Here is a 19,076-nt window from a genome sequence, read left to right as displayed (position 1 = left end):
TTGCAATTAAATGAAACCGATATCAAAAAAATGGTCGAACAGGTCCTCAGTCAACTAGGGCAGAATTCATCAACATTCCCCGCTGAAACTGTCACATCACAAAATGATGTCAAGTTAGGCAATGGCGTGTTTTCAACGGTTGATGAAGCAGCGGCTGCAGCTAGACTGGCCTGGGAAAAGCTTCGCAAACTGCCCATTTCCATCAGAGAAAAAATGATTGAGAATATGCGAGCCGTGAGCCGGGAGCATGCCGAAGAGTTAGCAAAGCTTGCTGTTGAGGAAACAGGTTTAGGCAGAGTGGAAGATAAAGTTGCGAAAATTCTCCTGGCGACGAATAAAACACCTGGAATTGAAGATTTAGTTAGCACAGCTTTTTCGGGTGATGATGGGTTGACACTTGTTGAGTATGCACCAATTGGCGTATTTGGATCCATCACACCTTCAACCAATCCAGCAGCGACAGTTATCAATAATTCCATTTCGTTAATAGCTGCTGGAAATACAGTGGTTTATAACCCGCATCCTAGTGCGAAACGTGTTTCCATTCAAACACTTCAGCTATTAAACCAAGCAATTATCGCAGCAGGTGGACCTGAAAATACGCTCACATCTGTGGCAGCTCCTAATCTTGAAACTTCAGCTCAAGTCATGAATCATCCGCAGGTGAACGCGCTCGTGGTAACTGGAGGAGGACCCGTTGTAAAAGCAGCGATGGCACTTGGTAAAAAAGTCATTGCCGCTGGACCAGGAAATCCACCTGTAGTTGTTGATGAGACTGCTATTATCTCCAAGGCCGCTGTTGATATTGTGAAAGGTGCCAGCTTTGATAACAACGTATTATGCACCGCAGAGAAAGAAGTGTTCGTTGTTGATAAGGCAGCTAATTCCCTAAAAGCAGAAATGGTCAAAAACGGAGCAATTGAACTTAGAGGGTTTCAATTTGAAAAACTGCTTGAGAAAGTACTTGTAAAGAAGAATGATAAGTTTTATCCAAACAGAGACTTCATTGGTAAAGACGCAGCGGTGATTTTACATGCAGCGGGCATTCAGGCAAGCCCAAATGTTAAGTTAATAATCGCTGAAACCACTAAGGATCACCCATTGGTAATGACAGAAATGTTAATGCCAATCTTACCGATTGTCAGAGTGACCGATGTGGATCGAGCGATCGAACTGGCTGTTATTGCAGAGAAAGGCAACCGGCACACAGCAATAATGCATTCGCAAAATATTACGAATCTAACTAAGATGGCACAAGAAATTCAAGCAACGATTTTTGTGAAAAATGGGCCATCAGTTTCGGGCTTGGGCTTTGAAAGTGAAGGCTTTACCACACTAACCATTGCCGGACCAACAGGTGAAGGATTAACCAGTGCAAAAACATTTACTCGCCAGCGCCGCTGCGTTTTAGTAGATGGATTAAGAATCATATAGTGAGGTGTTAGGATATGGCGAAAGCAAAAGAAGATAAAACAGTCACTTCACAAGAAGAGCAACTGAAAAATCAAGAAAAATCAAAATTAGAGATTACTAGAGGAGGAGTTAAAATGGGTCAAGAAGCTTTAGGTATGATTGAAACAAAAGGTTTAGTAGGTGCGATTGAAGCAGCAGATGCGATGGTTAAAGCTGCAAACGTTACCTTGGTAGGCAGAGAATTAGTGGGCGCAGGAATCGTGACTGTTATGGTCCGTGGAGATGTAGGTGCAGTAAAAGCCGCCACTGAAGCTGGTGCAGAAGCTGCCCAACGCGTAGGGAATCTTCTATCAGTACACGTAATACCACGTCCTAACGGTGATGTAGAAGGTATTTTACCTAAATCAGAATAAGGTGAATGGAAATGGAACAATCCATTGAAAGCTATATTAAAAATCTTGTCAGAGATGTTATTGGTCAAAATCTAGGCGGCTTAGAGCTCCAATGTGATCGGCAAACTTATGTGATTGCTAATTGGAAAATGAACAAAGACCTTAATGAGACCGCTGAATTTTTTCAAAAAATAAACAGCAGTCATGATGTGTCAGTGGTTATCTGTCCACCAACCCAACTTCTATATCCGACTCAATTATTTATCAAACAATCTGGAAAACCGATAGGATTGGGCGGTCAAAATGTTCACTGGGCCGACAAAGGGGCTTATACTGGGGAAACATCAGGCAGTATGCTGACGGATGTGGGCTGCGAATATGTCATTATTGGCCACTCAGAAAGAAGACAATATTCTTTTGAAGATGACGAGTTAGTGAACAAAAAGGTTCAGCAAGCGCTCAAGTCTGGTCTTACTCCAATCATCTGTATCGGAGAAACGTTAGGTCAAAAGAGTGCTATGCAAACAGAACAGGTTTTATCCAAGCAAATTATCGGTGCGTTGAAGGATATTGATACAGCCCATTTTATTCTTGCTTATGAACCTGTCTGGGCGATTGGAACAGGGCAATCAGCAACAGCTGAACTGGCTCAAGAAACACACGCGTACATTCGTTCTATTTTAAGACAATTAATGGGTCAAAAAGCGGAGGGTATTTCGATTTTATATGGCGGGTCTGCGAATGAGAGGAACGCTGCAGAATACAGTGCGATGCCAGATATTGATGGTGTATTGGTTGGCGGCGCGAGCTTAAACGCTCATGTTTTTGATGTGATTATCAATGCATTTGCCAAAGGAGAACAAAATTCATGAAAAAAGTTGCGATCGGCTGCGACCATGGTGGATACGAACTAAAAGAAAAGTTAAAGGCCTATTTAACTGAATTAGGTTACGAATATTTAGATTATGGCTGTAAAGCAAATGAATCTGTTGATTATCCAGATATCGCTTTTCTTGTTGGCGAGACGGTAGCAACGAATGATAACTATGTTGGTATTATGATTGATAGTGTAGGCATTGGAAGCGGAATGGTATTGAATAAAATACCTGGTGTCCGCGGTGCAGTTTGCTGGGACTTATCTTCTGTGATTAACAGTAAGGAGCATAATAATGCGAACGTTTTATCAATCGGCGGTCAATTTATTGGTGAAGGCCTTGCCAAACAATTAGTAAAGACATGGTTGGAAACGGAGTTTGCCGGCGGCCGTCATGATCGTCGTGTGACGAAGATTATGGAAATCGAAAGTCGTTTTCTGGGGCGGAATTAGTACTAAATCTGAGATTCGCTGATATACAGTTTAGAGAGAAAAATAGGAGTGTTTAACTCAGAGTTATATAGAAAAAAGGCAGGTTTGAAAAATGTTTGTAGCCAAAGTGATAGGAAATATGGTCTGTACACATAAAAATGAGAATTTAATAGGTTTAAAGCTCCTGATTGTCCAACCAGTAGATCAGCAATTGAAGGATAAAGGTAAACCACTTGTGGCTATAGATACGATTGGACAATCAGGAGAAGGAGATCTTGTTTACTTAGCAAAAAGCAGGGAATCATCCTTACCGCTTAATAAAGAGTTGGTTCCATCAGATGCTGGAATCTTAGGAATTATCGACTACTATAATGTGACTAATCGAATGGAGGAAATATAAATGAGCAACGCATTAGGAATGATCGAAACTAAAGGTTTAGTAGGAGCAATTGAAGCAGCAGACGCCATGACAAAAGCAGCAAATGTGACTTTACTAGGTAAAGTAAATGTAGGCGGAGGATTAGTGTGTGTGATGGTTCGCGGCGACGTTGGTGCGGTTAAGGCAGCAACTGAAGCAGGTGCGGATGCAGCACAGCGTGTTGGCGAATTCTTATCTGTTCACGTGATTCCAAGACCACATTCAGACATCGAGAAAATTCTTCCTGTTGCAAAATAATGAAACTAGCAAAAGTGGTTGGAAATGTCGTATCAACGATTAAAACACCAAGTCATCAAAATAAAAAGCTCATGGTAGTTATCCCTGTGGACGCATCAGGTAAGGAATTTGGGGATGCCATGATTGCCTTCGATCGTTTTTCAGCAGGGGTTGGCGATTATGTCTTGATTCTAGAAGAAGGTGGATCGGCAAGAGACATTTTAGAAGACCCTAATGGTTCTTTTGATGCTGTCATTGCCGGAATTGTTGATCGATTATAATAATGTGGGGTGAGCACGATGCAAATTGAAGCTTTAGTAGAACAAATTACGAATCAAATTATGCAGCAATTAACGAATAAAGAAGCGTTGAAGGAAGTGAAGCCTTCAACTTCTGGAAATGTGACATATAAAGAAGGAACAGCATCATCGATTATTACTGGGCCATCTGTGGCTCGGATGATTGACCACACACTTTTAAAGCCGGAAGCATCCAAAGACCAAATTGTGAAGCTTTGTGAAGAAGCTAAAGAACATAAATTTGCCACTGTTTGTGTGAATCCTTACTGGGTGGCAACCGCAGCCCACGAATTAAAAGGTTCTGGTGTAGGAATAACCACCGTTGTTGGTTTTCCACTTGGAGCAACGAGCACTTTTGTTAAGTGTGCAGAAACGCGTGACGCGATTGCAAATGGCGCTACTGAAATTGACATGGTTATAAATATTGGTGCTCTAAAATCTGGGGACTTTGAGACAGTGAAAAAAGACATTGAAGGTGTTGTATTAGCGGCGAATGGTCATGCACCAGTAAAAGTCATTATTGAAACAGGCCTTCTTGAAATCGAAGAAAAGAAAAAAGCTTGTATTCTCGCAAAAATGGCTGGAGCTGCTTTTGTGAAAACGTCGACTGGATTTGGCCCTGGTTGTGCTACTGCTGAAGACATTAAACTTATGCGTGAAGCGGTCGGTCCAGAAATGGGTGTTAAAGCTTCGGCCTGTGTGAGAGATTTAGATACTGCAAGAAAGCTAATCCAAGCCGGCGCAACAAGAATTGGTGCAAGTTCCAGTATTGCGATTATTACAGGCGGTCAAGGTACCGGTTATTAATAGGCTATTATTCCAGTGGCTATGTTGAAATTTGAGTATTTTAAGTTGCTATTATTGTTACTTGGAATACTCAGATTTCTTTCTTCTTCTACTATTAAAAGTGTTGAAAATATTTAAGTAGTTTAATATAATAAAATCAGCAAAATGAAATCGCTTACATAATGAGGAGGCTTACTATGAACCATATTGGACATCAACTTAAGAAAATGAGATTAAATCGTGAAATTGAGATAGAAAAATTAGCTTTGCTTTCAGGATTATCTGCCGGAACGATTGCTGCGATAGAAGAAGGCGAAGTCGATGTTCAGGTTTCCACATTAGCGAAGATTTCTGATGTTTTGAATTGCTCCTTCTCCATTGGTGACGTTTCAATCTAATACTATTCAAAATCGCCTTTTGGCGATTTTTTTTAATAAAAAAAGACCAAATTGGTCTTTTTTTGGGTGTTATCTATTTCTTCTCCTCCGAGGTCTAAATCGGAAATTGTCACTACTTTCATTTTCCTGATAATAATTCACAACTGGAGCAGCATCAATATATTTATATTTCACTTTTTTAGGGGTCTCAGTGGCTGCCTCTGCCTCAATTACCGCTTCTGAACCTATCACTTCATTAATTGGTTCTGGTTGATCTTCTTCATCATTTACAATTTCAAATAAGACAACTTCAACTTCATTATTTAGAGTTTCAACATCAGTACTAAACGTTCTACCTTCATCATTAATAGTTTCATCTTGAAATTCATTTTTTAGAGCCCCGAAATCAGTACTAAAAGTTCTCAAAGTAGTATTTCTTGGTTTAACTTCAGCTACTGTCTCTTCTGTTTCATTAATTACTTCAATTTCTTCCATCTCTTCAATTTCTTCTATTTCTTCAATTTCTTCAATCGTATCGTCAAGTATGTCTTCAACGGCATCATGATTTTCAACTTCACTACTTAATTCCAATTCATGCTCATCCGTTATTTCATCTAATTCTATCTCATCGGGTAATTCTTCAATTTCAACGTTTTCAAATAAAGCTTGTTGTTTTACTTTCTCTATTTTTCCAAGAGCAATGGTTCTCTTTACAGCAATCCCAATAACTTCATCCATTAGAGCAGCGAATTGCTCGAATTCTACATTATTTTCTCCGCTGTTTTTAATGACATTTAGAAAATCCTGATGAAACAGATTAAATTCTTGTTTGAATTGCTCGCGGTCCATTTCTCGAAAAGAAACCCCTTTAATCCGAATAAATCCATAAATTAATTTACTCAATACCTTTGTAACTGCGTGTAATTCTTCCTGGCTTAAATCAGGATCATTTCTTAAATAATAATGGGCATCCCGTAAGGCTTGATAATAACTCTTAAAATTCCGGCTTATTTCTAAGAAATCTAAATTACTCATTAGAAATATCCCTCCATCTCTATTTAATGTATAATATTTGGAATCAGCACAAATTTTCCTTTTTTATTAAGGATATGCATCTAGAAGGGATTATTCTAATGAAGGTTATAAATTTTATTAAAGAATGGCAAAAAGCGTTACAGAATGAAATCCTCCATTTAAAAAAATATGGCAGCAATAAGTTTCTTGTTACAAATGGAAGGCTGTTATCCACGGAGGGTTCTTATACATACTACTTCGATACCGCTTTTTCGATTCGTATACCTATCGGTTCTCAGGTTCGACTTGAGTGGGGGAGTATGAAACAGAGCGGTCGAGTACTTTCTTCTGAAGGGAAGGGAGTTATGCTTGCCATGGAACAATCATTTGGAGATTTAATTCACGAAGCACAGCTTTTTCATGATCCATGGGAATTACTTGAACAGCTCATTGAACGTCTGGATGAAATGAAAAAAAATAAGCAAAAACGAATCCGAGTAAAAAGATTGATGGACCCCTCTATGCCTGCTAAGCATCCAATTGAAAAAAGTAAAAGCAATATTCATGAACTCGTTTTACGTTCCAAATACAACCCCGTTACATTCGTTTGGGGTCCTCCTGGAACAGGGAAAACCTATACATTGGCCCGAGTAGCCGCAAATAAGTATTTCCAGGAAAAGAAAGTGTTAATTTTATCACATAGTAATCAAGCGGTTGATGTCCTCATTCATGAGATATCAGCCTTTATTCAAAAGAAAGGCCGTTTTCGTGAGGGGGATGTGCTCCGCTATGGGTTCAATACAGGCGAACAATTTGCCGATTATGAAGCAGTGACCACTAGTCAACTCCTTCAGAAGGAAGATCCTCAGCTAGCAGTGGAGAAGGAACTGTTACTAGCGGAAAGACGGAATTTAAAGCAAGATATCGCTCATTCTTTTAGTAAAAGAGACACGAATCATTTGCTTGAACTAGAAACTAAAATTGCCAGAGTTCTTGAAAAAATCCGCCAAAAAGAGCTTGAATTTATTAAGGATGCGTACATCGTGGGGTCAACACTTGCCAAAGCGGCGGGTGATGCAGCAATTTATGAAAAAGAATTCGACCTTGTCATCCTGGATGAAGCCAGCATGGCTTATGTCCCTCAAGCAGCTTTTGCTGCGACTCTTGGAAAGCGAGTGATCATTTGTGGTGATTTTAAACAGTTACCACCAATTGCCTCCTCTCGGGATCCATTAGTCACCTTGTGGTTAAAAGAAGATATCTTCCATCGCGCTGGTGTGGTTGACTGGGTTCGCGATGGAATGCTGCATCCCCACCTTTTTTTATTAAAAGAGCAACGGAGGATGCATCCGGATATCTCCTCCTTCACGAATCAGTATATTTACCACTCGCTTGTCGGCGATCATGAAAGTGTTCTAAAAAATAGAAAACCAATCGTAGATCTTTCACCCTTTCAAGGAATGGCATCTGTTCTTCTTGATACAAGTCACTCAGGGGTGTATGGCATGACAGAAAAAGCATCGAATTCACGCATGAATATATGGCATGTATTATTGTCCTTTCAGTTAATACATGAGTCCTATGTGGCTGGGGCTCGTTCAATTGGTTATGTGACCCCATACCGCGCGCAAGCTAATTTAATGGAGTTACTGCTTGCTGACTTATATGAAAAGGAATGTTCAACCGCTGACATTATTTCTGCGACCGTGCACAGATTTCAAGGCAGTGAACGTGATGTCATGATTTTTGACACGGTGGACAGTGAACCGCAAACACGAGCAGGGATGCTTCTCACTGGTAAGGATAGTGAACGTTTGATTAATGTGGCCATCACCAGAACAAAGGGAAAGTTCATACATGTCAGCGATCAATCATTTATTCGAAAACATGTGTATAATGGTAAAACACTAAGGCAGCTTGTGGAACATCAAGGTCGTATGCAGCAAACAATCGGGACGAAGGATATTGGAAAATGGATCAAGAATCAGCATCCTAGGCTGCAATGGATGCATGCACGTAAGTTAGAGAAAGTATTCCTAGACCTTGGGTCAGCAAAACGATCAATTATTCTTTGTTTGCCGCCGCAAACGGATCTTTCTGAACAGTGGAAGGAACAACTCCAAAAAAGAAGCCAGTCCGTGAAATTGACCGTTTTGGCGGAAGAATCATGGGAAGAACTACAGCCCAATCAGATATGGAGCAACAGCTTTCCGTTTCCATTTATCTTGATTGATGAGCAGGTTTTATGGCTTGGTTTGCCATTAGAAGCGGCAAAAGGAGTCCGTCCACCTTATATAGCAGTAAGACTCCATTCGGAGAGAATGTGTGAGTATTTAATAGGACAGTTTCAGAAGCGGGAGGAATAGTTTACTTATAGTTCACAAGAAGTAGTTCCACGAATTGAGCTAATTTGGTTTTTCTTTGACAATATAATCTAACTTAATTAAAATTAGATTATATAATCTAACTAGGAACTGAAGGGGATAATAAATGAATGTTCCGATATCGATTTTTATTTTGGATGTAAGTAATTCTTCCACCCCAAATAGGGGGGAGGAACTTACTGTTTATTTGGATGAAGTGGTGGACTGGATCACGTATTGGACAAAGGATCTTGGGCCGATCCAAATCAAGCATCGTGCCGGAGATGAAATTATTTTTGTTGGTCCTGGATATTCAACTGCGTATACGATTGCCTTTTTTGTAAGCAGGGTGTGGAAATACAAGGAACATATGCCTTATTTCGGCTTGGCCTTTGGAGATATTGACAAGGAAGTAAAAGAACTGGATATTGAAAAATGGATCCATCCATTGGTTAAACAAGCAAGATATGCAAATGATTTAATAAAACAAGAAAAAAACAGAATGCTTTTTAAGTTCGAATTAGATCAATTCTATCCTAATGAATCAAAGGAGTCGTTCCCTTACCATAAGTTCAGGAATGAATTTGAAACACTTATTAATGCTTTATTATATTTACAGTTGAAGTTGATACAAAGTCAAACGGATATCCAGAAAATGGTATGCACACTCTTCCTTGTTTTAAAACAGCAAAAGGAGATTGCTAAGATTCTTCGCAAAACCGCTCCCACGATATCAAGTCATTTTAAAAAGGGAAATAGTGAGGAGATCCTAAATACTTTTTCAAAGATTATTAGTATACTGCATTCATTACAAGAAAAAGCGTATCCTGACAGTGCGATTCATCCACAAACAACAAATGAAAACCTTACCACCAGAATCCGGACTCACTTGCAGGAACCTATACACATTCATTCATTCTTAAGTCCCAGCCTTTAGAGAGAGGAGAAACCATGTTGTTTTTAAGTCTAGTTCTTGCCCACTTTCTTGCTGATTTTTATTTACAAACAGATGACATGGTGATTGATAAACGAAGTAATTTATGGAAACATGTCAGCCATCATCTTTTAACTACGGGCATTGTATTAGTTGGATTCTGGATTTTCTACTTTAATTTTGAGAATATCCTTAAATCCTTGTTCATCCCTTTAATTGGTATTGTAGCATCACATCTCTTTGTGGATTGGTTCAAGATTATGTTGATGGATAAATTGAAAATGACGAACGAAGATAACATGAAGCGGCTCGGTTACTTTGTTTTAGATCAGGTTCTGCATTTAGGGGTGATTCTTTTCGTATGTGTGTTCTGCTTTCGGTTTAACATTGAAGGGTTTGTTCAACAGAAAGGCGGATTAAGCTTCATAGAGTCTGTTCTGTTTTTTATTATTATTGTTATTCTAACAACAACTGTAAGCGGACATATGATCAAGATCCTCCTCGGTTCCCTGCCCAATCAATTATTGACCTTTGAGGGGAAATATTCATTTAAAAATGAACGAAATGAAGCTGAGTTTAGCCGGAGGGGTAAAAAAGGATTAACAGAAGAATACAATTATACAGTTTTCAGTAAGCATGATCTTTCACGAGGGAAATTAATCGGCTATATTGAGAGATTACTAGTCTTATTGTTAACATTTTATAGCGCTTACCCAGCGATTGGATTTATTGTGGCTGCCAAATCGATTGCTCGCTTTAAACAAATGGATGATCGGGACTGGGCAGAGTATTTTTTATTGGGAACACTAACTTCGATGTTTCTTGGAATTACTTTTGGGATTTTGTTGAAAAGCGTCCTAACATAGGTGTTATCAAAAGAAAAGCATCCAGTGGGTGCTTTTTTTTACAATTAATCAAAAAAGTTGACGAGGTATTCATTTAGTATTAATATTATCTCATATTCGAGATAATTGAAATAAAGAGATTAAAGAAACTTTTACGATTAGGGAATGACCAAGTTTCTAACAATAATGTAAGGAACTTTTACCTAAGAAAGGGGACCGATACGATGAAACATATTTTTCAAAAAGGGAAAGACGCCACGAAGCCAACATTTTTATTACTGCATGGAACCGGAGGAACAGAGTTAGATTTGATTCCACTTGCAGGGAAAATTGATGAAGATGCTTCTTTTTTAAGCGTTCGCGGAAATGTCCTTGAAAATGGGATGCCGCGTTTTTTTCGCAGATTAGCTGAAGGGATTTTTGATGAGGAGGATCTTATTCTTCGTACAAAAGAATTGTATGAATTCCTAGACGAAGCCTCACAAACTTATGAATTTGATCGTAAGAATATCATCGCAATTGGATATTCCAATGGTGCGAATATCGCTGCAAGTTTGTTGTTCCATTACAAAGATGCCTTAAAAGGAGCCATTCTCCATCATCCAATGGTGCCATTAAGAGGGATTGAATTGCCTGATTTATCAGAGGTAAATGTCTTTATTGGCGCAGGAACTAATGATCCGATTTGTTCGCCTCTGGAATCAGGTGACCTAGAAAAGATGTTGGAAAATGCAAATGCCAAAGTCCATCTTCACTGGGAGCATAATGGACACCAATTAAGCTACAGCGAAGTCGAGGCCGCAACTACGTGGTATAAACAAATCAATAAATAAGACTGACATTTAAGCTATCCGGAAAACTTTCGGTTAGCTTTTTATTTTAAAAATTTAAACTATTCTATTGACTTTTTATCATTTTCTAAGGATAATCAAAGAAATTATAAATCGAAAAATAGTTTGGGATTAGTAAATCTTGGGAACGTGCTAGAGAGTGAAACCCGCCGGCTGAAAGGTTTCTCACGGAAAAAGGTTGAACCTGCCCACACACACACTGCTTATGCAAACATAAGCCGTCACCCTCGTTACGGGTCCAAAGTGGGTGCATGGCATCAATAAAGGTGGTACCGCGGAAACGACTTTCCGTCCTTTTTATAAGGACAGAAGAGTCGTTTTTTTTATTTTAAAAGAAGGGTTAGAGGGAAATGAAAAAACAGTTGGTGGTTGTAAAAATTGGGAGCAGTTCACTCACGAATGCCTCAGGGACAATTTCTGAAGAAAAAATACATGACCATGTGGAGGCACTTGCTTTCTTGAAAGAACAAGGGCATGATGTTTTACTTATTTCATCCGGAGCTGTTGCCGCAGGTTTTGGCTCACTTGGTTATCCGACACGTCCCAAAACGGTATCGGGGAAACAGGCAGCGGCTGCTGTTGGTCAAGGGCTACTGATGCAACAGTATATTCAGTTGTTTAATGAGTTTAATATTGTACCTGCCCAAATCTTATTAACGCGAGAAGACTTCTATAGCCAGGTCCGGTTTCATAACCTCTTTAATACGATTCAGAAGTTGCTTCAAAAGGGTGTATTACCGATAATAAATGAAAATGATTCGGTGGCAATTGATGAATTGACTTTCGGTGATAATGATATGTTGTCTGCTCTTGTGAGTGGCTTCTTACATGCCAATGCACTGATGATCTTAACGGATGTGAATGGTTTATATGATGGCAATCCCAAAACGTCTAAAGAAGCTAAAAAATATCATTTTATTCCCGAGATATCTGAAACCCTCCTAGGAGTTGCAGGCGAGGCTGGTTCTTCGGTAGGAACAGGCGGAATGAAGTCAAAATTACTAGCTTCAAAAAAAGCTCTTTCCCTCGGTGTCAGTGTTTTTGTCGGCACAGGTAAGGGAAAGGAAAAATTGGTGGATATATTAGCTGGTAAAGGGGATGGGACTTATATTGGAGGGCCCTTCCAAACACAAATGCAAATGAGGAAGCAATGGATCGCCTACCACTCACAGGTTGGTGGTGTAATCGAAATTGATGATGGGGCAGTGAATGCAGTATTGTTTCAAGGTAAAAGTCTACTGCCAGTGGGAGTGACCAATGTAATTGGAGAGTTTAATGCCTTAGATGTTGTCGTGGTCCGCAATCAAAAAGGGAGAATTGTTGGGAAAGGACAAAGCTACTATTCTTCTAAGAATCTACTAAAAGTAAAAGGCTTGCCGAGTGAACAATCAAAAGATTATTCGATTAATAAAAAAGCAGAAGTGATTCATCGGGATAATTGGGTCACAATGCCAAAGGAGTGAAAATAAATGAGTGAATTATTAGAAAAGGCCAGCAAATTGAAAAGGGCATCTAAACAATTGGGAATGCTGTCAACTGAAGACAAAAATACAGCGTTGTTAACAATGGCGGACCATTTATTGACGGAGAAAGAATGGTTAATCGCCGAAAACGCAAAAGATATAGAAGCAGGAAAAGAAAATGGATTTTCCGATTCGCTTTTGGATCGCCTTCTTTTAACAAATGAAAGAATTGAACAGATTGTCGATGGAGTAAGACAGTTGGTAGATTTAAAGGATCCAATTGGCGAATCAATTGAAGCATGGAACCGTCCGAATGGGTTACAAATCGAAACGATTCGAGTTCCGCTTGGGGTCATTGGAATGGTCTATGAAGCGCGTCCTAATGTTACGGTTGATGCAGGGAGTCTGTGCTTAAAAGCTGGTAACGCTGTTCTTTTAAGAGGGAGCACCTCGGCGATCCATTCCAATAAAGCGCTTGTTCATGTCATGCAGAAGGCACTCACTGAAACGGCTATTCCAGCAGATGCCGTTCAACTTTTAGAGGACACGAGCCGTGAAACAGCCGCTGAAATGTTTAAATTGAATGAATACCTCGATGTGCTTATTCCTCGCGGCGGAGCAGGGTTAATTCAATCAGTTGTTCAAAATGCAACAGTTCCAGTTTTAGAGACAGGCGTAGGCAATTGTCATGTTTTCATTGATGAAACTGCTAAAGAAAACATGGCTATCGATATTGCGATCAATGCAAAATTACATCGGCCATCCGTTTGTAATGCAGCGGAAACCGTGCTAATTCACGAAAAATGGCCATATGCAGAAAAATTATTATATTCGCTTCATGACCGGGGAGTGGAACTGCGTGGAGATGAAGTTTTAACAGCTGCCTATCCCTTTGTAAAGCAGGCCACGGAAGAGGATTGGAAAAATGAATTTTTAGCACCAGTTTTGGCGGTAAAATTGGTTACTGATGTAAAGGCAGCGGTTGATCATATTGATCAGTATGGAACGAAACATTCCGAGGCCATCATCAGTGAAAATCTTGACCATGTTCGTTTGTTCTTCCAGGCAGTGGATGCAGCGGTCCTCTATCATAATGCTTCCACCCGATTTACCGATGGCGAGCAGTTTGGTTATGGCGCAGAAATTGGAATTAGTACACAAAAGCTTCATGCCCGCGGACCAATGGGCCTCCGAGCGTTAACAACAACGAAAGCGATTGTCCGTGGAACTGGACAAATTCGGTCATAGTGATTCACCAAAAAAACAGGTAAGGATGTTGGTTGGTCCTTACCTGTTTTTTTATTGATGGGTTGGAAACTATCCAAAGAAGAGGAAAAACTGATATAATAAAAGCAAACATATATTCCCATAATTATTTATAGTAAGATGGTGGTTTTAGTGTCAGATACTATTTCTATATCAGTAAGAACTCTCGTTGAACATGTTTTTAGGAGCGGAAGTATCGATTCGCGTTTTCGATCACCATCAACAATGTTAGATGGAACAAGAATTCATCAAATGATCCAGAAAACGTATGGCGAATCCGATCAGAAAGAAGTATACCTCCGTACAGAGGTCAAGGCAGGAGAACTTTCTTTCACTATAGATGGCAGGTGTGATGGGTTATTGTTTCGTGATGAAGAGGTGATTATCGATGAAATCAAATCTTTTTCGCATGCTTCGGAGCAGATCCAGCAAGAAGGCTATCCCGTGCACTGGGCACAAGCGAAACTGTATGCCTTAATGTATGCGAGGGACAATGATTTACAGAAAATCACGGTTCAGCTTACCTATGTCCACGTAGATACACTTGAGAAGATATTTTTCAAAGAAAGATACAACATCACAGAACTTGAAGTCTTTCTAGAAAATGTAATGGAGGACTATTCCCCTTATGCAAACCTTCTCTCTAGTCATCGAAAAAAGCGAAATGCGAGCTGTAAAGAGCTTACCTTCCCATTTGAAACCTACCGCGAGGGGCAACGGAAATTAGCTGGGGTGATCTATAAGTCGATTTTCGATAAGAAAAATCTGTTTGCCAAAGCGCCAACCGGCATAGGAAAAACAATCTCAACACTTTTTCCATCTGTAAAAGCCATCGGAGAAGGGCATTTGGACAAAGTTTTCTATCTTACGGCTAAAACGATTACCCGTACAGCAGCAGAAGATGCTTTTAAGAAAATGCGCTCTTGTGGTCTTTGTTTGAGCACCGTTACGATAACAGCGAAAGATAAAGTTTGTTTTAAGGAAGAAACCAATTGTCAAAAGGATTATTGTGAATTCGCTAATGGTTATTATGATCGAATCAATGATGCGATACTTGATATCTTGTCTAATGAAACTAGCATGAATCGAGAAGTAATCGAAATTTACGCCAAGAAACACACAGTCTGCCCCTTTGAATTTTCGATTGACCTTGCCTATGCCGTCGATAGCATCATCTGCGATTACAATTATGTATTTGACCCGCGTGTCTCCTTAAAACGGTTGTTGGAAGAGCAAAAGAAGTCTACTGCCCTATTGGTTGACGAGGCCCACAATCTTGTCGACCGCGGCCGGGAGATGTTTTCATCCTCCCTAAACAAAGATGTATTTCTACAATTGAAAAAGGAATTTAAAGGTGTTAATAAATCCCTGTTTGACGCAGCCAGTAAGCTTAATGCCTGGTTTCTATCTTTAAAAAAAGAAAATCCAGATAAGCAAGAGTTCACGCTTGAACATCTGGATGGCGAATTGATTGATTCCCTGGTTCAATTTGTAGAAATTAGCGAACAAGCACTTCCTATAGAAGCTTCACCAACTCTTTTGGAAGAGTACTTTATCGTCAATAATTTTTTGAAAATCAAAGAATTTTTGGATGAACATTATGTCATTTACGTAGAAAAAGTGAAAAATGATCTCATTGTAAAGCTTTTTTGCATGGATCCTTCTAAGCTTCTTCATCAAATGGGAAAGGGATATCGATCGAAGATATTCTTTTCAGCAACACTTTCGCCTATTAACTTTTATCAAGATCTGCTCGGCGGGCAGAAGGATGATTATGCGCTATCCATTCCTTCACCATTTTCAAGTGATCAGGTCGATGTTTATATTCATCCATTGTCCACTCGTTTCCGTGATCGAGAGCAGACGAAGGAATCGATCGCAGCAGGTATTCAATCATTGATAAAAAAGCGGCCTGGGAATTATTTTATCTTTTTCCCATCCTATCAGTATTTATTAGCTGTTTATGAGCAATTCAAGCAGCAGGATGAAGTAACGAAAACGATTATTCAAGCAGCTGGGATGACTGAAACGGAAAGAGAAGCCTTTTTGGATGCCTTTAAACCGAATCAAACGGAAACATTACTGGGATTTGCGGTCCTTGGAGGAATTTTTTCGGAGGGTGTTGATTTAATTGGTGATCGCTTAAACGGGGTAGTTGTGATCGGAGTAGGTTTGCCACAGTTGTGTTTTGAACGGAATCTCATTAAAGATCATTTTAATCAACAAAACAAAAATGGTTATGACTATGCCTATGTGTATCCTGGCATGAACAAGGTACTGCAGGCTGGAGGAAGGTTAATTCGTTCAGAAGAGGACCATGGAACCATCGTGTTGATTGATGATCGATTCTTACAACGTAGATATCAACAACTCCTGCCGCCAGAATGGCAGAGGTTTACGGTTGGTTCCTTATAAGCACTCTCAAAAATAAGCCCCTAATGGAGTCTTTACCATAAGGGGTTTTGTTTGTAGTTCTTAAATAAAAAACGTTCCCGAAAACAAAAAATTTAATCACCCCATCAACATTTTTAAAAGAATATTTAAAAAATAACTTCAGATTACCATAACCTGTTAAAAATTCAGTGATATAGAGTACTCCTATGAATAAAAATGGCTTTTTTTCCTTTTTTTAGATAAGGGTCCACACACAAATAATAATTATTTTTACAAAATAGGAGACATTTTTAGAATTTTTACATATAATTAAAGAAAAGTTGCACAAGGTAAAAACTTTGAAGGTGGGGAAAGAGAGATGGATAACCCTAAAATTATCAAACTTGTGAATGGTCAAAAAGGAAATTTAATAAAAATAACTGATATAAATCTAGAGGGTGTCATGAGAAGAAGATTATTAGATTTAGGATTTGTGAATGGAGCGCTTGTAGAGGTGATCCGAAAAAGTCCGTTGGGAGATCCAATTGCTTTTCGTGTCAGCCAAACAACCATCGCATTACGAAGAGAGGAAAGTTCAAGAATAGAGGGGGAGCTGGTATCTAATGGGTAATGAATATCGAATTGCCTTAGCTGGAAATCCGAATACGGGGAAAAGTACCTTGTTCAATGCCTTAACCGGCCTCAGACAGCATACAGGAAATTGGGCAGGAAAAACCGTTTCACTTGCGCAAGGGACTGTTCAGCATAAAGATAAAACGTTCAATCTTATTGACCTTCCTGGCACCTATTCACTTTTTTCGAATTCAACGGATGAAGAGGTAGCGCGAAATTATATCGTTTTTGAAAAACCAGATGTGACGGTTGTGGTACTAGATGCGACTTCATTAGAGCGGAACTTGAATCTAGCGTTGCAGGTATTAGAGATGACAACAAATGTTGTCATTTGCATCAATTTAATTGATGTTGCGGAAGAACAAGGAATTCAGATAAATGAGCGATTGTTGACCAATCGGTTGGGGGTTCCCGTCATCAAGATTTCTGCAAGGAACAAAAAGGGATTTCCTATGCTTTTAGATACCATTGATCGGATTGTGACTGGGGTGATTGAATGCAACCCGGTTCAGGTGTCCTATCCTGCGGAGATCGAAGCTAAGATTAAAATAATTGAACCTAAGGTACGTGAATTTGTTGGAGATCAATTATCCTCTCGTTGGGTTTCTTTGAGATTGCTAGATGGAGATGAATCTTTACTGAATGAAATTAGTAACCGATTGGTTGCAGGAGGTGGTTTAGAGAATGAGTATTCAAAAGCTTTATGCTGAAGCTCAGGAGCTGTCGACACCAAAGCTGAGAGATGACATTGTTCAAAACCTTTACGATCGCAGTCATAAATTGTGTGGCGAAGGAATCACCTATACCAAATCAAAAAGGGATACTCGAACCGAAAAACTGGATGCGGTTTTAACTTCACCAATTTTTGGTTTTCCCATCATGATTGCTATGTTAGGAGTTCTATTTTATTTAACAATTGCTGGAGCAAATATCCCATCCTCCATGTTAGCTGAGTTTTTTGGATTCTTAGAGGGGTATATAACATCATTTTTTACCTTCTTGCATGCACCAGATTGGCTGCACGGAGTCCTTGTTCTCGGTTTATACCGAGGAACGACATGGGTGATTAGTGTTATGCTCCCGCCGATGGCGATCTTTTTTCCAACATTTGCATTATTAGAAAATTATGGTTATCTTCCAAGGGTAGCCTTTAACATGGATCGTCTCTTTAAAAGGGTAGGTGCCCATGGGAAGCAATCATTAACAATGGCGATGGGATTTGGCTGTAATGCGGCAGCGGTTATTTCAACAAGAATTATTGAATCACCAAGAGAGCGGATGCTGGCCATCCTGACAAACAACTTTGTTCCATGTAATGGCCGATGGGGAACTTTAATTGTTTTAGCATCGTTATTCATGGCTGCCAATTTTACAGGTGGGGCAGCATCACTAGTTACTACAGGTGTCGTTGTAGGTATTGTTTTATTTGGTATAGTGGTAACCTTTTTTGTTTCATGGGTTCTGTCGAAAACGGCCCTAAAAGGAGTACCAACTCATTACACATTAGAATTACCGCCTTACCGTAAACCGAAGATATTTGATACCGTGATTCGGTCATCTTTAACCAAGTCTTGGTCTGTATTAGTTCGCGCCGTTAAAGTTGCTGCACCTGCAGCTATCTTAACTTGGGTAATTGCAAATATTTATATTGGTGATACAAGTATTTTGATGTATATGGTTGAATTCTTGGACCCATTTGGTAAAATGCTAGGTCTTGACGGTTACATCATGTTGGCATTTATTTTAGGGTTACCAGCAAACGAAATTGTTCTTCCAATTCTTTTGATGGGTTATTTATCAACGGGTTCATTGACAGAAGTCGATAACTTAGTAGATTTGAAGAAAATCTTTTTAGACCATGGCTGGACATGGCTTACTGCACTTAATATGATGTTATTTTCACTCCTTCATTACCCGTGCGGCACTACCTTGCTGAATATATTCAAAGAAACAAAGAGTAAGAAATGGACCTTCTTGGCCTTCTTAATTCCGACGGTTATTGCGATTCTTGTTCCACTGATTATTACACAAACGGTTAGATTTTTTGGCTTATTATAATCTTAAAAAAGGGACTGACTTTTGTCAGTCCCTTTGCTATGCTGAAAT

The 19,076-nt window shown here is 39.4% G+C and carries 20 protein-coding genes; 19 read left to right on the top strand and 1 reads right to left on the bottom strand.

Going from position 1 to position 19,076, the window contains the following annotated elements; all coding sequences use genetic code 11:
* From COJ96_RS01800 to COJ96_RS01760, 9 genes are all read left to right on the top strand, one after another.
* Positions 1–1,434: an aldehyde dehydrogenase family protein gene (locus COJ96_RS01800; protein WP_098571290.1), complete on the top strand. Its 1,434-nt coding sequence runs from the start codon at positions 1–3 to the stop codon at positions 1,432–1,434.
* 113 nt (positions 1,435–1,547) lie between these two features.
* Positions 1,548–1,826, top strand: a complete 279-nt coding sequence (locus COJ96_RS01795; protein ID WP_098571329.1) for a BMC domain-containing protein — start codon at positions 1,548–1,550, stop codon at positions 1,824–1,826.
* Positions 1,827–1,837: 11 nt separating this feature from the next.
* Positions 1,838–2,677: a triose-phosphate isomerase gene (tpiA, locus tag COJ96_RS01790; protein WP_098571289.1), complete on the top strand. Its 840-nt coding sequence runs from the start codon at positions 1,838–1,840 to the stop codon at positions 2,675–2,677.
* Complete coding sequence (gene rpiB / locus COJ96_RS01785) at positions 2,674–3,132, top strand: ribose 5-phosphate isomerase B (RefSeq protein WP_098571288.1); 459 nt, start codon at positions 2,674–2,676, stop codon at positions 3,130–3,132. The genes tpiA and rpiB overlap by 4 nt, the downstream gene beginning before the upstream one ends.
* Positions 3,133–3,223: 91 nt before the next feature.
* Positions 3,224–3,511, top strand: coding sequence for a EutN/CcmL family microcompartment protein (locus COJ96_RS01780; protein WP_098571287.1), 288 nt, complete (start codon positions 3,224–3,226; stop codon positions 3,509–3,511).
* Positions 3,512–3,787 carry a BMC domain-containing protein gene (locus COJ96_RS01775; protein WP_026567441.1) on the top strand — a complete coding sequence of 92 codons (276 nt, stop codon included), beginning with the start codon at positions 3,512–3,514 and terminating at the stop codon, positions 3,785–3,787.
* Complete coding sequence (locus COJ96_RS01770) at positions 3,787–4,047, top strand: EutN/CcmL family microcompartment protein (RefSeq protein ID WP_098571286.1); 261 nt, start codon at positions 3,787–3,789, stop codon at positions 4,045–4,047. The genes COJ96_RS01775 and COJ96_RS01770 overlap by 1 nt, the downstream gene beginning before the upstream one ends.
* Positions 4,048–4,224: 177 nt before the next feature.
* The gene (gene deoC / locus COJ96_RS01765; protein ID WP_251459021.1) at positions 4,225–4,872 is read left to right on the top strand and encodes a deoxyribose-phosphate aldolase; all 648 of its coding nucleotides are present in this window, start codon (positions 4,225–4,227) and stop codon (positions 4,870–4,872) included.
* 176 nt (positions 4,873–5,048) lie between these two features.
* Complete coding sequence (locus COJ96_RS01760) at positions 5,049–5,249, top strand: helix-turn-helix domain-containing protein (RefSeq protein WP_180229945.1); 201 nt, start codon at positions 5,049–5,051, stop codon at positions 5,247–5,249.
* 69 nt (positions 5,250–5,318) lie between these two features.
* On the opposite strand, the gene COJ96_RS01755 is transcribed toward COJ96_RS01760, so the two are convergent.
* Positions 5,319–6,263, bottom strand: a complete 945-nt coding sequence (locus COJ96_RS01755; protein ID WP_098571284.1) for a hypothetical protein — start codon at positions 6,261–6,263, stop codon at positions 5,319–5,321.
* Positions 6,264–6,361: 98 nt separating this feature from the next.
* On the opposite strand from COJ96_RS01755, the gene COJ96_RS01750 reads away from it, so the two are divergent.
* From COJ96_RS01750 to COJ96_RS01705, 10 genes are all read left to right on the top strand, one after another.
* Positions 6,362–8,608 (top strand): DEAD/DEAH box helicase, encoded by a 2,247-nt coding sequence (locus COJ96_RS01750; protein ID WP_098571283.1) that lies wholly within the window; start codon positions 6,362–6,364, stop codon positions 8,606–8,608.
* Between the two features lie 124 nt (positions 8,609–8,732).
* A complete protein-coding gene (locus tag COJ96_RS01745) occupies positions 8,733–9,542 on the top strand; it encodes a hypothetical protein (protein WP_098571282.1) in 810 nt (269 codons plus the stop codon).
* Between the two features lie 14 nt (positions 9,543–9,556).
* Positions 9,557–10,405 (top strand): DUF3307 domain-containing protein, encoded by an 849-nt coding sequence (locus COJ96_RS01740; RefSeq protein ID WP_098571281.1) that lies wholly within the window; start codon positions 9,557–9,559, stop codon positions 10,403–10,405.
* 203 nt (positions 10,406–10,608) lie between these two features.
* Positions 10,609–11,217 carry an alpha/beta hydrolase gene (locus tag COJ96_RS01735; RefSeq protein WP_098571280.1) on the top strand — a complete coding sequence of 203 codons (609 nt, stop codon included), beginning with the start codon at positions 10,609–10,611 and terminating at the stop codon, positions 11,215–11,217.
* A gap of 368 nt (positions 11,218–11,585) precedes the next feature.
* Positions 11,586–12,698 (top strand): glutamate 5-kinase, encoded by a 1,113-nt coding sequence (proB, locus tag COJ96_RS01730; protein ID WP_098571279.1) that lies wholly within the window; start codon positions 11,586–11,588, stop codon positions 12,696–12,698.
* Positions 12,699–12,704: 6 nt separating this feature from the next.
* Positions 12,705–13,946 carry a glutamate-5-semialdehyde dehydrogenase gene (locus tag COJ96_RS01725; RefSeq protein ID WP_098571278.1) on the top strand — a complete coding sequence of 414 codons (1,242 nt, stop codon included), beginning with the start codon at positions 12,705–12,707 and terminating at the stop codon, positions 13,944–13,946.
* 150 nt (positions 13,947–14,096) lie between these two features.
* Positions 14,097–16,379: an ATP-dependent DNA helicase gene (locus COJ96_RS01720; RefSeq protein WP_098571277.1), complete on the top strand. Its 2,283-nt coding sequence runs from the start codon at positions 14,097–14,099 to the stop codon at positions 16,377–16,379.
* Positions 16,380–16,716: 337 nt separating this feature from the next.
* Positions 16,717–16,968, top strand: a complete 252-nt coding sequence (locus tag COJ96_RS01715) for a FeoA family protein (protein ID WP_098571276.1) — start codon at positions 16,717–16,719, stop codon at positions 16,966–16,968.
* On the top strand, positions 16,961–17,680 hold the full coding sequence (locus tag COJ96_RS01710) for a FeoB small GTPase domain-containing protein (protein WP_098571275.1): 720 nt from the start codon (positions 16,961–16,963) through the stop codon (positions 17,678–17,680). Before COJ96_RS01715 ends, COJ96_RS01710 begins: the two co-directional genes overlap by 8 nt.
* Positions 17,655–19,028: a nucleoside recognition domain-containing protein gene (locus tag COJ96_RS01705; RefSeq protein ID WP_098571274.1), complete on the top strand. Its 1,374-nt coding sequence runs from the start codon at positions 17,655–17,657 to the stop codon at positions 19,026–19,028. Before COJ96_RS01710 ends, COJ96_RS01705 begins: the two co-directional genes overlap by 26 nt.
* Positions 19,029–19,076 lie beyond the last annotated feature (48 nt).

Origin of the sequence: Bacillus sp. AFS073361 (genome assembly GCF_002567005.1) — a bacterium.
Classification (GTDB): Bacteria; Bacillota; Bacilli; order Bacillales; family Cytobacillaceae; genus Neobacillus.
The sequence above is the reverse complement of the archived record's forward strand: the minus strand, read 5'-3'. Positions and strand labels throughout refer to the sequence as shown.

Bases quoted from the DNA above. Each gene is read 5' to 3' on its own strand.
- COJ96_RS01795 (WP_098571329.1), top strand. From the start codon at position 1,548: ATGGGTCAAGAAGCTTTAGGTATGATTGAAACAAAAGGTTTAGTAGGT.
- tpiA (WP_098571289.1), top strand. From the start codon at position 1,838: ATGGAACAATCCATTGAAAGCTATATTAAAAATCTTGTCAGAGATGTT.
- rpiB (WP_098571288.1), top strand. From the start codon at position 2,674: ATGAAAAAAGTTGCGATCGGCTGCGACCATGGTGGATACGAACTAAAA.
- COJ96_RS01780 (WP_098571287.1), top strand. From the start codon at position 3,224: ATGTTTGTAGCCAAAGTGATAGGAAATATGGTCTGTACACATAAAAAT.
- COJ96_RS01775 (WP_026567441.1), top strand. From the start codon at position 3,512: ATGAGCAACGCATTAGGAATGATCGAAACTAAAGGTTTAGTAGGAGCA.
- COJ96_RS01770 (WP_098571286.1), top strand. From the start codon at position 3,787: ATGAAACTAGCAAAAGTGGTTGGAAATGTCGTATCAACGATTAAAACA.
- deoC (WP_251459021.1), top strand. From the start codon at position 4,225: ATGATTGACCACACACTTTTAAAGCCGGAAGCATCCAAAGACCAAATT.
- COJ96_RS01760 (WP_180229945.1), top strand. From the start codon at position 5,049: ATGAACCATATTGGACATCAACTTAAGAAAATGAGATTAAATCGTGAA.
- COJ96_RS01755 (WP_098571284.1), bottom strand. From the start codon at position 6,263: ATGAGTAATTTAGATTTCTTAGAAATAAGCCGGAATTTTAAGAGTTAT.
- COJ96_RS01750 (WP_098571283.1), top strand. From the start codon at position 6,362: ATGAAGGTTATAAATTTTATTAAAGAATGGCAAAAAGCGTTACAGAAT.
- COJ96_RS01745 (WP_098571282.1), top strand. From the start codon at position 8,733: ATGAATGTTCCGATATCGATTTTTATTTTGGATGTAAGTAATTCTTCC.
- COJ96_RS01740 (WP_098571281.1), top strand. From the start codon at position 9,557: ATGTTGTTTTTAAGTCTAGTTCTTGCCCACTTTCTTGCTGATTTTTAT.
- COJ96_RS01735 (WP_098571280.1), top strand. From the start codon at position 10,609: ATGAAACATATTTTTCAAAAAGGGAAAGACGCCACGAAGCCAACATTT.
- proB (WP_098571279.1), top strand. From the start codon at position 11,586: ATGAAAAAACAGTTGGTGGTTGTAAAAATTGGGAGCAGTTCACTCACG.
- COJ96_RS01725 (WP_098571278.1), top strand. From the start codon at position 12,705: ATGAGTGAATTATTAGAAAAGGCCAGCAAATTGAAAAGGGCATCTAAA.
- COJ96_RS01715 (WP_098571276.1), top strand. From the start codon at position 16,717: ATGGATAACCCTAAAATTATCAAACTTGTGAATGGTCAAAAAGGAAAT.
- COJ96_RS01710 (WP_098571275.1), top strand. From the start codon at position 16,961: ATGGGTAATGAATATCGAATTGCCTTAGCTGGAAATCCGAATACGGGG.
- COJ96_RS01705 (WP_098571274.1), top strand. From the start codon at position 17,655: ATGAGTATTCAAAAGCTTTATGCTGAAGCTCAGGAGCTGTCGACACCA.